The following is a 16108-nucleotide window of genomic DNA, read 5'->3' as shown; positions in this document are numbered from 1 at the left end:
CCATACTTCAGGAGCACAATATGCCCAGCGCCAACAGCACTTCCGCCAACAACACGTCCCTCGAACAGTTCGAGGTCTGGTTCCTCACCGGCAGCCAGCACCTGTATGGCGAAGACGTCCTCAAGCAGGTGGCAGCGCAGTCGCAGGAGATCGCCAACGCCCTGAATGCCAGCAGCGATGTCCCCGTTAAGCTCGTGTGGAAGCCGGTCCTCACCGATTCCGGCGCCATCCGCCGCACCGCACTGGAAGCGAACTCGAACGATTCCGTGATCGGTGTGACCGCTTGGATGCACACGTTCAGCCCCGCCAAGATGTGGATCCAGGGCCTGGACGCCCTGCGTAAGCCCCTGCTTCACCTGCACACCCAGGCCAACCGGGATCTTCCGTGGGCTGATATCGACTTCGACTTCATGAACCTCAACCAGGCAGCCCACGGAGACCGCGAGTTCGGGTACATCCAGTCGCGCCTCGGCGTGCCGCGGAAGACCGTCGTCGGGCATGTCAGCAACCCTGAGGTTGCCCGCCAAGTGGGCGCCTGGCAGCGTGCCTCGGCCGGCTGGGCGGCCGTCCGCGCGCTGAAGCTGACCCGTTTCGGCGATAACATGCGCAATGTTGCCGTCACCGAAGGCGACAAGACCGAAGCCGAGCTGCGCTTCGGCGTCTCGGTGAACACCTGGTCGGTCAACGAACTCGCCGACGCAGTACACGGTGCTGCAGAGTCCGACGTCGACGCCTTGGTTGCCGAGTACGAGCGACTTTATGAGGTGGTTGACGAGCTGAAAGCAGGCGGCGACCGCCACGAGTCGCTGCGCTACAGCGCCCGCATCGAGCTGGGGCTCCGCAGCTTCCTGGAAGCCAACGGTTCTGCAGCGTTCACCACTTCTTTCGAGGACCTGGGCGCGCTGCGCCAGCTTCCCGGCATGGCCGTCCAGCGCCTCATGGCCGATGGCTACGGCTTCGGCGCCGAGGGCGACTGGAAGACCGCCATCCTGGTCCGCGCGGCCAAGGTTATGGGTGGCGACCTGCCCGGCGGCGCCTCGCTGATGGAGGACTACACCTACCACCTTGAGCCTGGCTCGGAGAAGATCCTGGGCGCGCACATGCTGGAAGTCTGCCCGTCCCTGACCGCCAAGAAGCCGCGCGTCGAGATCCACCCCTTGGGCATCGGCGGCAAGGAAGATCCCGTCCGCATGGTGTTCGACACGGACGCGGGCCCCGGCATCGTGGTGGCGCTGTCCGATATGCGCGATCGGTTCCGCCTGGTCGCGAACGTGGTGGACGTCGTCGATCTCGACCAGCCGCTGCCCAACCTGCCGGTTGCCCGCGCACTTTGGGAGCCCAAGCCCAACTTCGCCACCTCGGCAGCAGCGTGGCTCACCGCCGGCGCCGCGCACCACACGGTATTGTCCACGCAGGTGGGCCTGGACGTGTTCGAGGACTTCGCCGAAATTGCCAAGACCGAACTTCTCACCATCGATGAGGACACCACCATCAAACAGTTCAAGAAGGAACTCAACTGGAACGCCGCCTACTACAAGCTGGCCGGCGGCCTGTGAGCTCTGAATTCACGCTGAGCGCCGGCGGATACACGGCAATCGTCTCCGCCCGCGCGGCCGCGCTGCGCCTCCTGCAACACGAGGGCCGCGACCTCGTGGTCCCGTTTCCTGAGGGCGGTCCGATTCCGGATTACCGCGGCATCATCGCCGCGCCGTGGCCTAATCGGATCGCTGACGGCAAGTACAGCTTCGACGGCGTCGAGCACCAGCTTCCGGTCAACGAACCTGAGCGGGTAACAGCGCTGCACGGCCTCGCCTTCCCGCTCGATTGGGTCCTGAAAGAGTCCGACGCCGGGTCGCTCACCTTGACGTGTACGGTGGGGCCGACTGCGGGCTACCCGTTCGTTCTGGAGCTTTCGGCCAGGTTCGCATTGGACGACACCGGCCTTCACACGTCGGTCACAGCACGGAACGCTGCCGACGTCGCCGCTCCCTATGGCGTGTGCCCGCACCCGTACCTGGTGGCTGGCTCGTCACCCCTGAATGAGTGGGTCCTTGAGTTTGCTGCGGATTCCTTCCTGGAAGTCACCCCGGACAGGCTGCTGCCAGTTGGGGTTGTGGGCGTGGCGGGTCACGCTTTCGACTTCCGTACTGCCCGGCCCATCGGCAGCACCGAGATCGACCACGCCTTCACAGGCATATCGTTTGACGGCGGTCTGGCGCGGCTTTCCGTACGGGACCCGGCGGGCACCGGCGTCGGAATGTCCTGGGACGAAAGCTGCCCCTGGCTGCAGGTCCACACGGCGGACAAGCCGGCACCGGTTCCGAGCCGGATCGGCCTCGCCGTGGAACCCATGACCTGCCCGCCCGACGCCTTCAACAGCGGCACGGACCTGATCCGACTGGAACCCGGCTCCGAGCACACGGCGTCGTGGAGCATCTACGCGCTGTAGTTGCCCAACTGGGTCGCAGTAGTGCGCGTTTTGGACGTTCAAAACGCGCACTACTGCGACCTAATACGAAAGTAGTGGTGACTCAGGCTGCGGTGGTTGGGCTGATGGTGACGTTGTAGCCGAGGTTGTTGAGTTGTTTGATGGCGTTGTTTTTCGCGCGGGATGGGTTGATGCGGGTGAAGTGGTCTGCGCCCGGGTCGGTGTAGCACTCGCCGTTGGCGAGCATGTGCCATGCCGCTGTCAGGATGGAATGCTCGATCGCTACGACCGCTCTCATGGGTCCGCGGCGGGCTGCTATGCGGTGGTATCTGGCTGCGAGGTACGTGCCTTGCGTTCGTGTCGCTGATAGGGCTGAGGTGCCGAGAGCGGCTTTGAGGTATTTGTTGCCGGGCATGATGTGGCTGGACTTGATCCTCCCGGCGGATTCATTGGCGCTGGGACAGACGCCGGCCCAGGACGCGAGCCGGGCCGGCGTTTCGAAGACGCGCATGTCTGCACCGGTTTCGGCGATGATCACTTCGGCAACTTTGAGGGATACTCCGGGGATGGTGGCCAGGGCCTGCCTGGCTTCACGAAAGGGTTCCATAGCCTCCTCGATCCGCCCGGTGAGCGCCTCAATGGTTCGGGTCTGGGCATCGATCTGGTCCAGATGCAGCCTTGCCATGAATGCGTGGTGAGGCTTGAACCTGCCGGTAAGGGCATCAACAAGGGCAGGGACTTTGGAGCGCAAGGTTCCTCGAGCCATTCCTGCCAATACCTGAGGATCACGTTCTCCGCTGATCAAGGCCTCAAGCATCTCTCTGGACGAGACCCCCATCAGGTCCGAGACCTCCGAGGAAAGCTTGATTCCCGAGCTCTCCAGAAATTTCTCCAGCCGCTGGATCTCTCGGGTCCTGTCCCTGCCGGCGATAGCACGGGCGCGGGTCAGGTCCCGGAGTTCACGGATTGGCTCGGGTGGAACAAAGGAACCCTTGAGCAACCCGTAAGCGGCCAACTGCGCCAACCACGCCGCGTCCGAAACATCGGTTTTGCGCCCGGGGATATTCCGTGCAGCCTTGGCATTGACCAGCATCACCGGCAACGTCTCTTCAAACAGATAGAAGAAGGGCTTCCAGTAATCGCTGGTCGCTTCCATCACCACGGCAGAAACCCGTTCACGCTCCAGGAAGTCCCGCAGTTCCAAGATCGATTGTGTGGTTGCACCCCAGGTCGTAACCCGTGAGATGTAAGTCCCCGCCCGCGTCCCCGGAACCCGGACACAGACCTTCGCGTCCCGCTTGGAAATATCCAACCCCGCGGCCCGCTCGTGCACGATATCCATTGCACCCTCCTACCCCTGTAGCTCCTTAGTTAGGTGTCTGCCACGGGGAGGACAGGGAAACTATTCAGGAATCTAACACTCGTGCTCAAAGCAACAATCCACGGTGCCCGTGGAGTCCTCCGGGTCACGCTACTTGACGGGCACAAAGGCACCAAGGTCACAGCGACCTCAACCACAGCAGACAATCCCATGATCCACCGCCCCGCCCGGTAACAACAGACCCGTGTTACACCCCGCACACACTTTCTAACACCACGGTGCGGCAGCGCCGCCTGACCGCTACTTGGGTGCCCTGACGTTAGCTACCTGCGCCGGCCGTGCTTTGGCGGACCACCAGTTCGGGCGTGAACACCACTGCCCGGTGTTTGGTTCCGCCGCTGTCCTGTTCCTCGGCGAGCAGTTCGATTGCCGTGCGGCCCAATGCTTCGGTCGGCTGGCGGATGGAGGACAGGGGGACCACTGCGGAGATTGCGAAGTCGATGTCGTCATAGCCAATGAGGGCGATGTCCTCCGGGATACGAATGGTCCGAAGCATGGTCAGAGACTGCATGACGCCGAGGGCCAAAAGGTCGTTGGAGCAGAATACGGCCTCAGGCCGCTTCTCCGGCGAGCGTTCCACCAGCTTGTTGCCTACCTGCCGGCCGGTTAGGACTGTCTGCCCTTCGGAGTCGAGCACCTCTATGCTGGCACCGGACACTTCTCCGACAGCACGCTGCGCGCCCTTAAGTCGGCTGGCAACCTGACGGATGGACGGCGTGCCAACAAAGGCCAGACGACGACGCCCCGTGTCCAGTAGGTGCCGGGCGGCCAGATATCCGCCTTCGTCGTCGTCCACGGACACTGAGCTGCAGCGTTCGGTGTCCGCGAGTTCGTCCACCAGGACGGTGGGGACTCCCCGTTCGCGGAGCGTGTCGATCCTTTCTCCGACGTCGCCAACCGGCGAAATCAGCAGGCCTTGGACACGCTGCTCTTGGAAAAGGTCCATGTAGTGGGCTTCGCGTGAGGCATCCTGGCCGCTATCCCCCACCAGGACGACACTGCCCAAAGCCGTCGCCGCATCTTCCGCCGCACGAGCCACGGACGAGAAGAAGGGGTTTCCAACGTCGAGCACGATCAAGCCGATGGTCCGGCTCTGCCCGGCGCGTAGCTGGCGGGCGGCGTCGTTGCGGACGAAGCCAAGTTCAGCGATGGATTTCAGGACGCGTTCCTTGGTCCTCTGCGAAACCCTGTCCGGATAATTCAGCACATTGGAAACAGTTCCCACTGCTACTTGGGCGTGGGAGGCAACGTCTTTGATGCTCGTTGTCTGGGACATGCTTTCCGATCTCCGCTGGCTTACGTCAATGTGTTGGAAACGCCTTGACACCCTCCCGTTTACGAGGGTAATTTGAATCGTAACAAATGAAACGATTCAAAGACGAGTGACCCTGGAGATCCGCACATGAGGGTTTGTTTCCGCTCTTCAGTCCAGCCGGAGCTGATGGCCGAGTACAAGCAGCGCCACGCCGCCGTATGGCCGGAAATGCTGTCCGCACTGAAGAACGCCGGCTGGAACAACTACTCACTGTTCCTCGCTCGGGACGGCCAATTGATCGGCTATCTGGAGTGCGAGGACTACGAGGCAGCCCAAGCCCGCATGGCCGTGACAGAGGTTAACGCCCGCTGGCAGGCCGAGATGGCCACCCTTTTCGCCGACACCGACGTCCCTCCAGACCAGGGCTTTGAGGTCGTCGAGGAAGTTTTCAACCTCGAAGACCAGCTTGCCGCTGCTGGCTTCGTCACAGATGACACCAGCACCACACACATAGACAAAGACCAAGCCAACGAATACCAAAAGGAACAAGCATGAACACCACAGAACCGGCCCTGGGCCGTCTAGGGGAACTGGCCATTGAAGTGCCGTCCTGGGCCTACGGCAACTCCGGGACCCGGTTCAAGGTCTTCGGCACCCCGGGTACTCCGCGCACCGTCCAGGAAAAGATTGCCGACGCCGCCAAGGTCCACGAGCTCACCGGCCTGGCCCCCACCGTGGCCCTGCACATTCCGTGGGACAAGGTGGATGACTACGCAGCCCTCCGCGAATACGCCGCCGGGCTGGGCGTGGGACTGGGCACTATCAACTCCAACACCTTCCAGGATGACGAATACAAGTTCGGGTCCCTGACCTCGTCCAACGAGTCCGTGCGCCGCCGCGCGATCGACCACCATCTCGAATGCATCGAGATCATGCACGCCACCGGTTCCAAGGACCTGAAAATCTGGCTCGCCGACGGCACCAACTACCCGGGCCAGGACGACATCCGCGGACGCCAGGACCGCCTCGCGGAGAGCCTCCAAGAGATCTACGCGGGCCTCGGAGACGAGCAGCGCCTGGTCTTGGAGTACAAGTTCTTCGAGCCCGCTTTCTACCACACCGATGTTCCGGACTGGGGTACCTCGTATGCGCAGACCCTTGCCCTGGGTGAGAAGGCGTTCGTGTGTCTGGATACCGGTCACCATGCTCCGGGCACCAACATCGAGTTCATCGTGATGCAGCTCCTGCGCCTGGGAAAGCTGGGCTCCTTCGACTTCAACTCCCGCTTCTATGCGGACGATGACCTCATTGTTGGCGCGGCCGATCCCTTCCAGTTGTTCCGGATCATGCACGAGGTCATCCGGGGTGGCGGCTTCGGTAAGGACTCAGGCGTTGCCTTGATGCTGGACCAGTGCCACAACCTGGAAGAGAAGATCCCGGGCCAGATCCGCTCGGTCCTTAACGTCCAGGAAATGACGGCCCGTGCGTTGCTCGTTGACACCGCCGCACTCTCCGAGGCCCAGCGTGCCGGCGATGTCCTGGCCGCCAACGGCATCTTCAACGATGCCTTCTACACCGATGTCCGCCCGGTCCTGGCCGAGTGGCGTGAATCCCGCGGCCTGCCCGCCGACCCGATGGCCGCTTACAAGGCCAGCGGATACCAGAAGAAGATCAACGAGGACCGCGCAGGCGGCCAGCAAGCCGGATGGGGCGCATAAAGCTATGAGCACTGTTGAAGAACTGATCTCCCGTTCCAACCGCCTTGGCGCGGACAAACGGAACACCAACTTCGCCGGCGGCAACACCTCCGCGAAGGGCACCGAGAAGGACCCTGTCACGGGCCAGGACGTCGAACTCCTGTGGATCAAGGGCTCCGGCGGGGACCTCGGCACGCTGAAGGCGGAGAACCTTGCTGTGCTCCGGCTGGACCGGCTGCAGGCCCTGAAGTCCGTTTACCCCGGCGTCGAGCGTGAAGACGAAATGGTGGCCGCGTTCGATTACTGCCTGCACGGCAAGGGCGGCGCGGCTCCCTCGATCGATACCGCCATGCACGGCCTGGTGGACGCTGCACATGTTGACCACCTGCACCCGGACTCGGGCATCGCCATCGCCACCGCGGTGGACGGCGAAGCGCTGACCTCCAAGGTGTTCGGCGACAAGGTTGTCTGGGTTCCTTGGCGTCGCCCCGGTTTCCAGCTGGGCTTGGACATCGCCGCGATCAAGGAAGCAAACCCGCAGGCCATCGGCACCATCCTGGGCGGCCACGGCATCACCGCCTGGGGCGCCACCAGCGAAGAGGCCGAGGCCAACTCGCTCTGGATCATCGATCAAGCCGAAAACTACATCACGGAAAACGGCAAGTCCGAACCTTTCGGCGCCAAGCTCCCCGGCTACTCTGCGCTCCCCGTTGCCGAGCGCGAAGCCAAGGCAGCCGCCCTCGCACCCGTGATCCGCGGCCTGGCCTCCACGGATAAACCGCAGCTGGGGCACTTTAGTGATGACGCCGTCGTGCTTGAATTCCTTGCCGCGGAAGAGCACCCGCGGCTCGGCGCGCTGGGTACCTCCTGCCCGGACCACTTTCTGCGCACCAAGGTCAAGCCGCTGGTCCTGGACCTGCCCGCGGACGCCACGATCGAGGATTCCGTCACCCGGTTGAAGGAACTCCACGCCGCCTACCGTGAGGGCTACCAGGCGTACTACGACCGGCACGCTGACGAAAACAGCCCGGCCATGCGCGGCGCGGACCCGGCGATCGTGTTGGTCCCGGGCGTGGGCATGTTCTCCTTCGGCAAGGACAAGCAGACCGCCCGCGTCGCCGGCGAGTTCTACATCAACGCCATCAACGTGATGCGGGGCGCCGAGGCCATCTCCACCTACGCCCCGATCGAGGAATCCGAGAAGTTCCGCATCGAGTATTGGGCGCTGGAAGAAGCCAAGCTCGCCCGCATGCCTAAGCCCAAGTCCCATGCCACCCGCATCGCACTGGTGACCGGGGCGGCGTCGGGCATCGGCAAGGCGATCGCCACCCGTTTGGCGTCCGACGGCGCGTGCGTAGTGATTGCCGACCTGAACCTTGAGAATGCCCAGGCAGTCGCCGCGGAACTGGGCGGACCCGACGTCGCCATCGGCGTCCAGGCTGACGTGACAGACGAAGCCCAGATCGCAGCAGCGATCCAGGAGGCCGTGCTCGCGTTCGGTGGCTTGGACCTGGTGGTGAACAACGCCGGCCTGTCCATCTCCAAGCCGCTGCTGGAAACCACCGAGAAGGACTGGGACCTGCAGCACAACGTCATGGCCAAGGGTTCATTCCTGGTGTCCAAGGCCGCGGCCAAGGTGATGATCGATCAGGGCCTGGGCGGAGACATCATCTACATCTCCTCCAAGAACTCCGTGTTCGCCGGCCCCAACAACATTGCCTACTCCGCCACCAAGGCCGACCAAGCCCACCAGGTCCGCCTCCTCGCCGCCGAACTGGGCGAATACGGTGTCCGCGTCAACGGCATCAACCCCGACGGCGTGGTCCGCGGCTCCGGCATCTTCGCCGGCGGCTGGGGCGCCAAGCGCGCGGCCGTGTACGGCGTGGACGAGCAGGAACTGGGCAAATACTACGCCCAGCGCACGCTCCTCAAGCGCGAAGTCCTGCCCGAACATGTCGCCAACGCCGCGTCCGTGCTTACCAGCAACGAACTGTCCCACACCACCGGCCTCCACATCCCCGTGGACGCCGGCGTAGCGGCAGCCTTCCTGCGCTAGGACCGACAGTGACCGACGGAACCACCGCGAACACCGTCCCGGCCCACGCCGGGGCGGTGTCCTCAAACAGCGTGTTCGCCGCCATAGATATTGGGGCTTCATCCGGCCGCGTCATGCTCGGCCGCGTCTCCCCCTCCACAGGCGTTTTCCTTGAGACGATCCACCGCTTCCCCAACGGCGCAGTGGAACTCGACGGCGGCCTCCGCTGGGACTTCGACGCCCTGTTCGCGGAGGTGCTCAAGGGCCTTGCGGCCGCCGCTGACGTGGCGCATGTGAACGGCGAGCGCATCGTGAGCATCGGCATCGACACCTGGGCTGTCGACTACGGCCTGGTGAACAAGGCCGGCGAACTCACCGCGCAACCCTACAGCTACCGGGATGAGCGCAGCCGAGCCACCGTGGAGCGGGTCCATGCAGCGATTCCTCCGGAGAAACTGTACGCCACAACCGGCTTGCAGTACCTGCAGTTCAACACCCTGTATCAACTGGCTGCGGAGCCGACACTGGACGGCGTCCACCCCCTCCTCATCCCGGACCTGATCGCGTTCCTCCTCACGGGAAAACGGCGGACGGAGGCCACCAATGCCTCAACAACAGGGCTTTTCGATGCAGTGGCGGGCGAATGGGCCACGGAGTTCCTGGACGCCCTCGGCCTACCCCGGAACATCTTCCCGCCGCTCATCCAGCCCGGCCAATCCCTCGGAACACTCCTGCCGTCCATCCTTGAACAGACGGGCCTGCCCGCAGCCACCACGGTGGTTGCTGTGGGTTCGCACGACACTGCGTCAGCCGTCGCCGCCGTACCCGCGCAGGAACAGAATTTCGCCTATATCTCCTCCGGCACGTGGTCCTTGGTAGGCGTGGAACTTCCGCACCCCGTTCTCACGGAGGCGAGCCGCAATACCAACTTCACCAACGAACGCGGCGTGGACGGAACCATCCGGTACCTGCGCAACGTCGGCGGCCTCTGGCTTTTGAGTGAATGCCAGCGCTCCTGGGCCGCGCAGGGGTTCAGCCAATCGCTACCGGCCTTGCTCGACTCGGCAGCGGTACTCCCTGCTGGCGGCCCGCAGATCAATGTCGATGACCCCGCTTTTACAGCCCCGGACAACATGCCGGACCGTATCCGTGCGGCAGTGCGCAACACAGGTGCCGTGCTCCCGGACCGGCCTGCCGCCGTCGTGCGTTGCATCATGGATAGCCTCGCCGCAGGTTACGCGCGCACGCTTGCCGACGCCGAAAGGCTTACCGATCGCAGGACGGGAGTGGTGCACATCGTGGGCGGCGGTTCGCAGAACCGGCTACTGTGCCAGCTCACTGCTGACGCAACCGGCAAGCCCGTGATCGCGGGACCTGTTGAAGCGACGGCCCAGGGCAATGTCCTGGTCCAGGCACGGGCAGCCGGAGTGGTGACCGGTGGGCTGGCCGAGCTGCGTGCGCTGGTGGTGGCGGGGACCAGTCTGGAACGCTACGAGCCAGCTGAACGTCTGGTACGTCACAGCGCCGGATGAGGGTGCCGCGCTAAACTGATCGCATTATGATCCGCACAATGTTCAAGTCCAAGATCCACCGCGCAACGGTGACCCACGCCGACCTCCACTACGTCGGTTCGGTCACTGTCGACCTGGACCTCCTGGACGCGGCCGACATCCTTCCTGGCGAGCTCGTCTCCATTGTGGATGTGACCAATGGCGCCCGGCTGGAGACGTACACTATCGCCGGTGAACGCGGTTCCGGCGTGATCGGGATCAACGGCGCGGCAGCCCACATGGTCCACGTTGGTGACACCGTCATCCTCATCACCTACGCGGAGATGACCACGGAAGAGGCCCGGACATACGAGCCCCGGGTTGTCCACGTGGGCAAGGACAACAAGATCCTGCAGCTCGGCAACGACCCCGCCGAGGGCCACACGCCCGGGCTTATGCGTCCGCCGCATGCGCTCAGTAACGCAGCGCACCTCAGCTAACGCCCCACAACAACGCTCGACGTCGGCACTCAGGTGAATGCCGACGTCGAGCGCGTTACGGGTCCGTATGACGGAACTCTCCTGAGAAAACGCTTACTCAGATCTCATTTGTGGCTAAGCTGTCATTCGTGACCCAACGAATCTCTGCACTCGCAACGCCATGATCGGCGTCCTGTCCGGGTTCTTCGTGGTGTGGGCCATCATCCTGGTGGGCATGTTTGTTGGACGGCGCAACATCCTGGGCGAGAACGCCCGGTCCGTATTGAGTTCGCTGACTTTCTTCGTGGCGAGTCCGGCGCTCCTGTTCGAGACGTTGAGCAAGGCAAAGCTGCACGACGTCTTTGCCGCTCCCCTCCTCGTTACAGCGGTGGGCGCTGTCGTAACAGGCCTGCTCTTCTTCCTGATCGCGAAATTCTGGTTGAAGCGCAGTTTGCCGGAGTCGCTCATGTCATCCATGAGCGCGTCCTTGGCCAACTCAGCCAACCTCGGCATCCCGATCGCTGTGTTTGTGTTGGGCGATGCCAGCTATGTGGCCCCCCTGTTGATCTTCCAGCTGGCGTTCTTCACGCCGATGTACCTGATGGCCCTCGACGCCAGCACCAGCACGCACCGAACTACCTTTCTCCGCTTCCTGCTGATGATCGTGAAGAACCCCATGATCGTGGGCTCGGCACTGGGCCTGCTGGTTGCGGGCACCGGTTTCCAGGTCCCGAGGCTGATTTTGGAGCCCATCCACCTCATTGGCGGCGCCGCGATTCCGGCCATGCTGATGTCCTTCGGCATGAGCCTGAACGGATCCAAGCCGCTGCAAAAAGCCGCAGGGCGCAGGCTCGATACCTTGCTGGCCAGCGGGTTCAAGCTGATTGTCCACCCTCTGATCGCCTACCTGTTCGCGCGCTTCGCACTGGGCATGGACGGGCACGCGCTGTTCGCTGTGGTGGTGACGTCTGCGCTTCCCACGGCCCAGAATGTCTTCGTGGCGGCGAACCGTTACCAAGCGGGTGTCACCGTGGCCAAGGACACTGTCCTGATCACCACCATCGTGGCGGTGCCGGCAATGATCGCCGTGGCTCTGCTCCTCGCGTAGCCCCACCGCTTCCCCAACTGAGTCGCAGTTGTGCGCGTTTTCAGCGCTCAAAACGCGCTCTGCTGCGACCTAGTTGGGTTACTCCACGTCTGCGCTGGCCAGGTAGTGGTCCAGGAGCTGGGCGCAGCGGATGAAGCCCAGATGCGAGTACGCCTGCGGATGGTTGCCCAGATGCGTTTCCGTGCCGGGATCGTACTCCTCCGGCAGCAGGCCTGTGGGACCAAACAACGCCACCAACTGGTTGAACAACTCCAGCGCGTCGTCCAGCCTTCCAACGGCAAGGTAGGCCTCGATCAGCCAGGTGGTGCAAATGTGGAAGCCGCCCTCCAAACCCGGCAGTCCGTCGTCGTACCTGTAACGGAAAACGGTGGGCCCGACGCGCAACTCGCGCTCAACGGCAGTGACGGTGTCCAGGAAGCGCTGATCCCGCACGTCGAGGAGACCGGAGAGTCCGATGTGGAGGACGGCGGCGTCGAGGTCCGGGCTGTCGTATGCCACGGTGTAGGAAGCGGCGGACGAATCCCAGCCCTCGTGAAGGACTTCTTCGCGGATTGTGTGTGCGGTGGGTGCCCAGTCGGAATGAGCTTCACGCCCGTGCAGAGCGGCGGTGCGCGAGGCCCGGTCCAGCGTTACCCAACACATGACCTTGGTGTAAACGTGGTGCCGCGGCGGCTTGCGAGCTTCCCAGATCCCATGGTCAGGCTCGTGCCAACGGGCAAGCACCGCGTGCGCCATTTGCTCCATGAGGAACCAGTGTTCATCGGGCAAGAACCCACGGCGCTCGGCCAGATCGTGGATCAGTTCGGCGATAGGTCCGAACACATCCAACTGCACCTGATGGTCCGCCGCGTTGCCAATGCGCACCGGACGTGAGCCCGCATAACCGGGCAGGCTCTCCACGATTGCTTCCGTGGACAGCGGAGAGCCGGTCACGGAGTACAGGGGGTGCAGCCATTCCGGGCCGGGAGCGTTCTCAAGGATCCGACTCAACCAGCGCAGGAAGCCGTCGGCTTCCTCCATGGACCCCAACGACACCAATGCATTCACCGTCATGGACCCGTCGCGCAGCCAGCAGTACCTGTAGTCCCAGTTCCGGGTTCCGCCGATGCCCTCAGGAAGCGATGTGGTGGGCGCGGCCAGCACAGCGCCTGTGGGCTCATGGACAAGCGACTTCAGCACCAGCGCAGAGCGCCTGACCAAGGACGTTTTGATGGTGGGCAGCTGCAGCGTTTTGACCCAGTCGCGCGCTACCTGCCCGACGGCGGCACGCCGGTATGGTTCACCCGCCGGGTCTGCGGGTGGCGGCTCAGTGTCGCCGCAGCGCAGATTCAGGACCACCTGACCGTAGTGGAGGGGAATTTCGGCGGTTGCGGTGGCGTACTTACCGTCACTGGTGATGGTGAAGGGGACGCCTGGCGCGGAAAGGATGATCGGATCCGACGTTCCTATGATGTGGACTTCGTCGCCACGGATCTCCATGTTGAAGGGGGCATTGGCGTAATCGGGCCTGGGCGCAAACACCACCCGGGCTGTGCCCGTGCCGGAGAGGACTCGGACCAGGCTGGTAATACCTTCCGGTGCTGGCTCCAGGTAGTCGGTCACTGTGACATCAGCCCACCGGGTCTCCACAATCATGGTGTTGTCCACGTACCGCTGCGCCAAAACCTGCGAAGGCTTTACGGGCTCGACGCTGAAGTGGCCCGCAGGGTCGCCGCCGAGGATGTGGGCGAACAAAGAGCCCGAATCCGGCAATGGGTGGCTCATCCAGCAGACCTTCGCATCCGGTGTGAGCAATGCCGTGGAGCTCCCATTGCCGATCATCGAATGCCGTTCCAGGCCCACCGCGTCCTCGCCGAACAGCCACGCCCGCCGCAATTCGAACAACAGAGCCAGCACGCGGGCAAAGGCTTCCGGATCCGGAATGGTGTGCGCCGCCGCCGTATCCCCTGGCCCGACGTGCAATCCAAGGTCCGGTCCCCGCAGCGTGGCGATCGCCTTTTCGTCGCTCTCGGCGTCGCCCGCGTACAGCGCAGCGCTCGCGCCGAGCCGTGCGCGGAGTTGCTCAAGCGCCTGGCCCTTGGCCGGTTCTTCGACGGTGAGGTCAAGCACGGATCCATCGATGATGAAGTACAGCCCACATTCGATGGCGATCTGCTGCGCGCGGAAAATCACGCGTTCCACTACCTCCGGCGTCGCCGGCCGTGTTTGCACAGCCACGCCCACAGGCTTGCGGACGATGCTGATGCCTTTCTCAAAACCAACAGCTTCGGTGAGGGCGGTGGCAGCCTGTTGAAGCAATTGTTCCGTGGCGAGCGAGAGCGTATAGGCATATCCCATGTCGAACTCCACGCCATGGGAACCCACCAAGTGCACCTCAGCCGGAAGGCGTGACACCGCTGCGAGGTCCCGCAACGACCTGCCGGAGATGATGGCCGTGTGCGTGTTGGGTAAGGCGGCGAGCGCACGGAGTGCCACCGCCGCGCTGTCCAGCGGCAAGGTTTCCGTTGACACGCCCTCAGCGGAGCAAAGCGTTCCACCGTAGTTGCACGCCACCAGCAGGCCCGGGACGCGGGCAAGGGCCCTGAGCTCCGACAACAATTGGGGAGTGATGCCGTTCTGCGCGTCGGATTGGAGAACTGTCCGAAGGAGGCCAAGCGGGAGCGATTTCATCAGCAGCGCCGAGTCGGCCACTGCTTGGTTCAAGTGCGTAGGCATGGCGAATCCTTCCGAAGCGGATAGCTACAGTCTCCGCCCGGACGGTTTCGCTTGCCTACCTAGTAGATTGCAATTAAGTAAAGCTTTTCCTTGGATTTATGCGCGCGAGGTCCCGCACTCGCTACCGGCGCGGGGCGGGACCCGGCAATAGACGCTAAGCCGCGAACGTGTCCGCGATATCCAGGACGTCGTCCAGGATAGCCAAGCCCGTCCGGGTATCCTCGACGCTGATATTGCAGGGCGGAACCACATGGATGCGGTTGAAGTTCGCGAAGGGAATGAGCCCACGTGACTTGCAGGCCGCCACGAGTTGGTTCATCTCGGGGCTGGAAGAACCGTACGGAGCCAGCGGTTCACGCGTGGCACGGTCCTTGACCAACTCGACAGCCCAGAAAACACCCCTGCCCCGCACCTCGCCCACAGAGGGGTGACGTTCCACGAATCCGGCGAGCGCCGGGCCTATCACCTCGGCGCCGAGGCTTGCTGCGTGCTGCACAACGCCTTCACGCTCCATGGCGTTGATGGTGGCGACGGCGGCCGCGGTAGCCAATGGGTGGCCGGAGTAGGTCAGCCCGCCGGGGTAAGCGCGGGTACCAAAGGTGGCTGCGATTTCCGGACTGATAGCCACGCCGCCGAGCGGTACGTAGCCGGAGTTCACGCCCTTTGCGAAGGTCAGCAGGTCCGGAACAACGTCAAAATGCTCGACGGCGAACCACTTGCCGGTGCGTCCGAAGCCAGCCATGACCTCATCGGCGATGAGGACGATGCCATGCTTGGTGCACAACTCCCGCACCCCCTGCATGTACCCGGGCGGGGGAACGTATATTCCCGCCGTTCCAGGGATGCTCTCCAGCATGACCGCAGCGATGCTGGATGGACCTTCGAACTCGATGAGCTGTTCCAGGTGTTCCAATGCCCGCTGGGCTTCCTCCGTTTCGGTAGTGGAGTGGAAGGCTGTGCGGTAGAGGTACGGCGGGAAGAAGTGGATTGTGCCTGTCGATCCGTTGTCGCTGGCCCACCTCCGGGGGTCGCCGGTGATGTTCACGGCCAAGTGCGTTCCGCCATGGTAGGAGCGGTAGGCGGAAAGGACCTTGTGGCGGCCCGTATGCAGCCTGGCCATCCGGACGGCATGTTCATTGGCATCCGCCCCGCCGTTGGTGAAGAAGATCCGGTCCAGCTCCCCAGGGGTACGCTCGGCGATCAACCGTGCGGCCTCCGATCGGGCGTCGTTGACATAGCTGGGGGCAATCGTGCACAGCTTCGCTGCCTGTGCAGCGATCGCTGCGACTACGGCCGGGTGCTGGTGTCCGATGTTGGTGTTGACCAGCTGGGAAGAAAAGTCGAGGTACTTGTTGCCCTCACCGTCCCAGATGTGTGAGCCCTCGGCAGCGCTGACGACCATGGGATCCAAGGTGTCCTGCGCTGACCAGGAGTGGAAGACGTGCTTGCGGTCCAGTTCGTAGGCACGCTGGGCTGCCTCGCTGTCCATCTGTTCGGATTCAAGGATGGCGGTCATGATG

Annotated in this window: 13 protein-coding genes; 9 read left to right on the top strand and 4 right to left on the bottom strand. The window is 63.5% G+C overall.

Annotated features, from left to right (window positions below; genetic code table 11):
- Positions 1 to 20 precede the first annotated feature (20 nt).
- Both araA and AC0J5Z_RS04405 read left to right on the top strand, forming a co-directional pair.
- The gene (araA, locus tag AC0J5Z_RS04410) at positions 21 to 1556 is read left to right on the top strand and encodes an L-arabinose isomerase (RefSeq protein ID WP_475037688.1); all 1536 of its coding nucleotides are present in this window, start codon (positions 21 to 23) and stop codon (positions 1554 to 1556) included.
- Positions 1553 to 2449 carry an aldose 1-epimerase family protein gene (locus AC0J5Z_RS04405; protein WP_475037687.1) on the top strand — a complete coding sequence of 299 codons (897 nt, stop codon included), beginning with the start codon at positions 1553 to 1555 and terminating at the stop codon, positions 2447 to 2449. The genes araA and AC0J5Z_RS04405 overlap by 4 nt, the downstream gene beginning before the upstream one ends.
- Positions 2450 to 2531: 82 nt before the next feature.
- On the opposite strand, the gene AC0J5Z_RS04400 is transcribed toward AC0J5Z_RS04405, so the two are convergent.
- Positions 2532 to 3770 carry an IS110 family RNA-guided transposase gene (locus AC0J5Z_RS04400; protein ID WP_475035764.1) on the bottom strand — a complete coding sequence of 413 codons (1239 nt, stop codon included), beginning with the start codon at positions 3768 to 3770 and terminating at the stop codon, positions 2532 to 2534.
- An 81-nt stretch (positions 3771 to 3851) separates the two neighbouring features.
- Between AC0J5Z_RS04400 and AC0J5Z_RS04395 the strand changes: the two genes are divergently transcribed.
- Positions 3852 to 3983 carry a hypothetical protein gene (locus AC0J5Z_RS04395; protein ID WP_475035766.1) on the top strand — a complete coding sequence of 44 codons (132 nt, stop codon included), beginning with the start codon at positions 3852 to 3854 and terminating at the stop codon, positions 3981 to 3983.
- Between the two features lie 85 nt (positions 3984 to 4068).
- Here AC0J5Z_RS04395 and AC0J5Z_RS04390 read toward each other — a convergent pair whose 3' ends face one another.
- Positions 4069 to 5085, bottom strand: a complete 1017-nt coding sequence (locus AC0J5Z_RS04390) for a LacI family DNA-binding transcriptional regulator (protein ID WP_475037686.1) — start codon at positions 5083 to 5085, stop codon at positions 4069 to 4071.
- Positions 5086 to 5211: 126 nt separating this feature from the next.
- Here AC0J5Z_RS04390 and AC0J5Z_RS04385 point away from each other — a divergent pair, with 126 nt between their 5' ends.
- The 6 genes from AC0J5Z_RS04385 (at position 5212) to AC0J5Z_RS04360 (ending at position 11873) form a co-directional block, all read left to right on the top strand.
- Positions 5212 to 5619: an L-rhamnose mutarotase gene (locus AC0J5Z_RS04385; protein WP_475037684.1), complete on the top strand. Its 408-nt coding sequence runs from the start codon at positions 5212 to 5214 to the stop codon at positions 5617 to 5619.
- Positions 5616 to 6782 (top strand): L-rhamnose isomerase, encoded by a 1167-nt coding sequence (gene rhaI / locus AC0J5Z_RS04380; RefSeq protein WP_475037683.1) that lies wholly within the window; start codon positions 5616 to 5618, stop codon positions 6780 to 6782. The genes AC0J5Z_RS04385 and rhaI overlap by 4 nt, the downstream gene beginning before the upstream one ends.
- A gap of 4 nt (positions 6783 to 6786) precedes the next feature.
- Positions 6787 to 8817 carry a bifunctional aldolase/short-chain dehydrogenase gene (locus AC0J5Z_RS04375; protein WP_475037681.1) on the top strand — a complete coding sequence of 677 codons (2031 nt, stop codon included), beginning with the start codon at positions 6787 to 6789 and terminating at the stop codon, positions 8815 to 8817.
- Between the two features lie 8 nt (positions 8818 to 8825).
- The gene (locus AC0J5Z_RS04370; RefSeq protein WP_475037680.1) at positions 8826 to 10328 is read left to right on the top strand and encodes a rhamnulokinase; all 1503 of its coding nucleotides are present in this window, start codon (positions 8826 to 8828) and stop codon (positions 10326 to 10328) included.
- Positions 10329 to 10354: 26 nt separating this feature from the next.
- On the top strand, positions 10355 to 10786 hold the full coding sequence (gene panD / locus AC0J5Z_RS04365) for an aspartate 1-decarboxylase (protein WP_178995752.1): 432 nt from the start codon (positions 10355 to 10357) through the stop codon (positions 10784 to 10786).
- 160 nt (positions 10787 to 10946) lie between these two features.
- A complete protein-coding gene (locus AC0J5Z_RS04360) occupies positions 10947 to 11873 on the top strand; it encodes an AEC family transporter (RefSeq protein ID WP_475037678.1) in 927 nt (308 codons plus the stop codon).
- Positions 11874 to 11951: 78 nt separating this feature from the next.
- On the opposite strand, the gene AC0J5Z_RS04355 is transcribed toward AC0J5Z_RS04360, so the two are convergent.
- Together AC0J5Z_RS04355 and AC0J5Z_RS04350 are read right to left on the bottom strand one after the other, a co-directional pair.
- Positions 11952 to 14588, bottom strand: a complete 2637-nt coding sequence (locus AC0J5Z_RS04355) for a trehalase-like domain-containing protein (protein WP_475037677.1) — start codon at positions 14586 to 14588, stop codon at positions 11952 to 11954.
- Between the two features lie 154 nt (positions 14589 to 14742).
- Positions 14743 to 16104 (bottom strand): aminotransferase class III-fold pyridoxal phosphate-dependent enzyme, encoded by a 1362-nt coding sequence (locus tag AC0J5Z_RS04350; RefSeq protein WP_475037676.1) that lies wholly within the window; start codon positions 16102 to 16104, stop codon positions 14743 to 14745.
- Between the last annotated feature and the right edge of the window lie 4 nt (positions 16105 to 16108).

It is taken from the genome of Paenarthrobacter sp. TRD_SC_7, from assembly GCF_056156245.1.
This window is presented reverse-complemented; position numbering and strand designations above follow the sequence as displayed.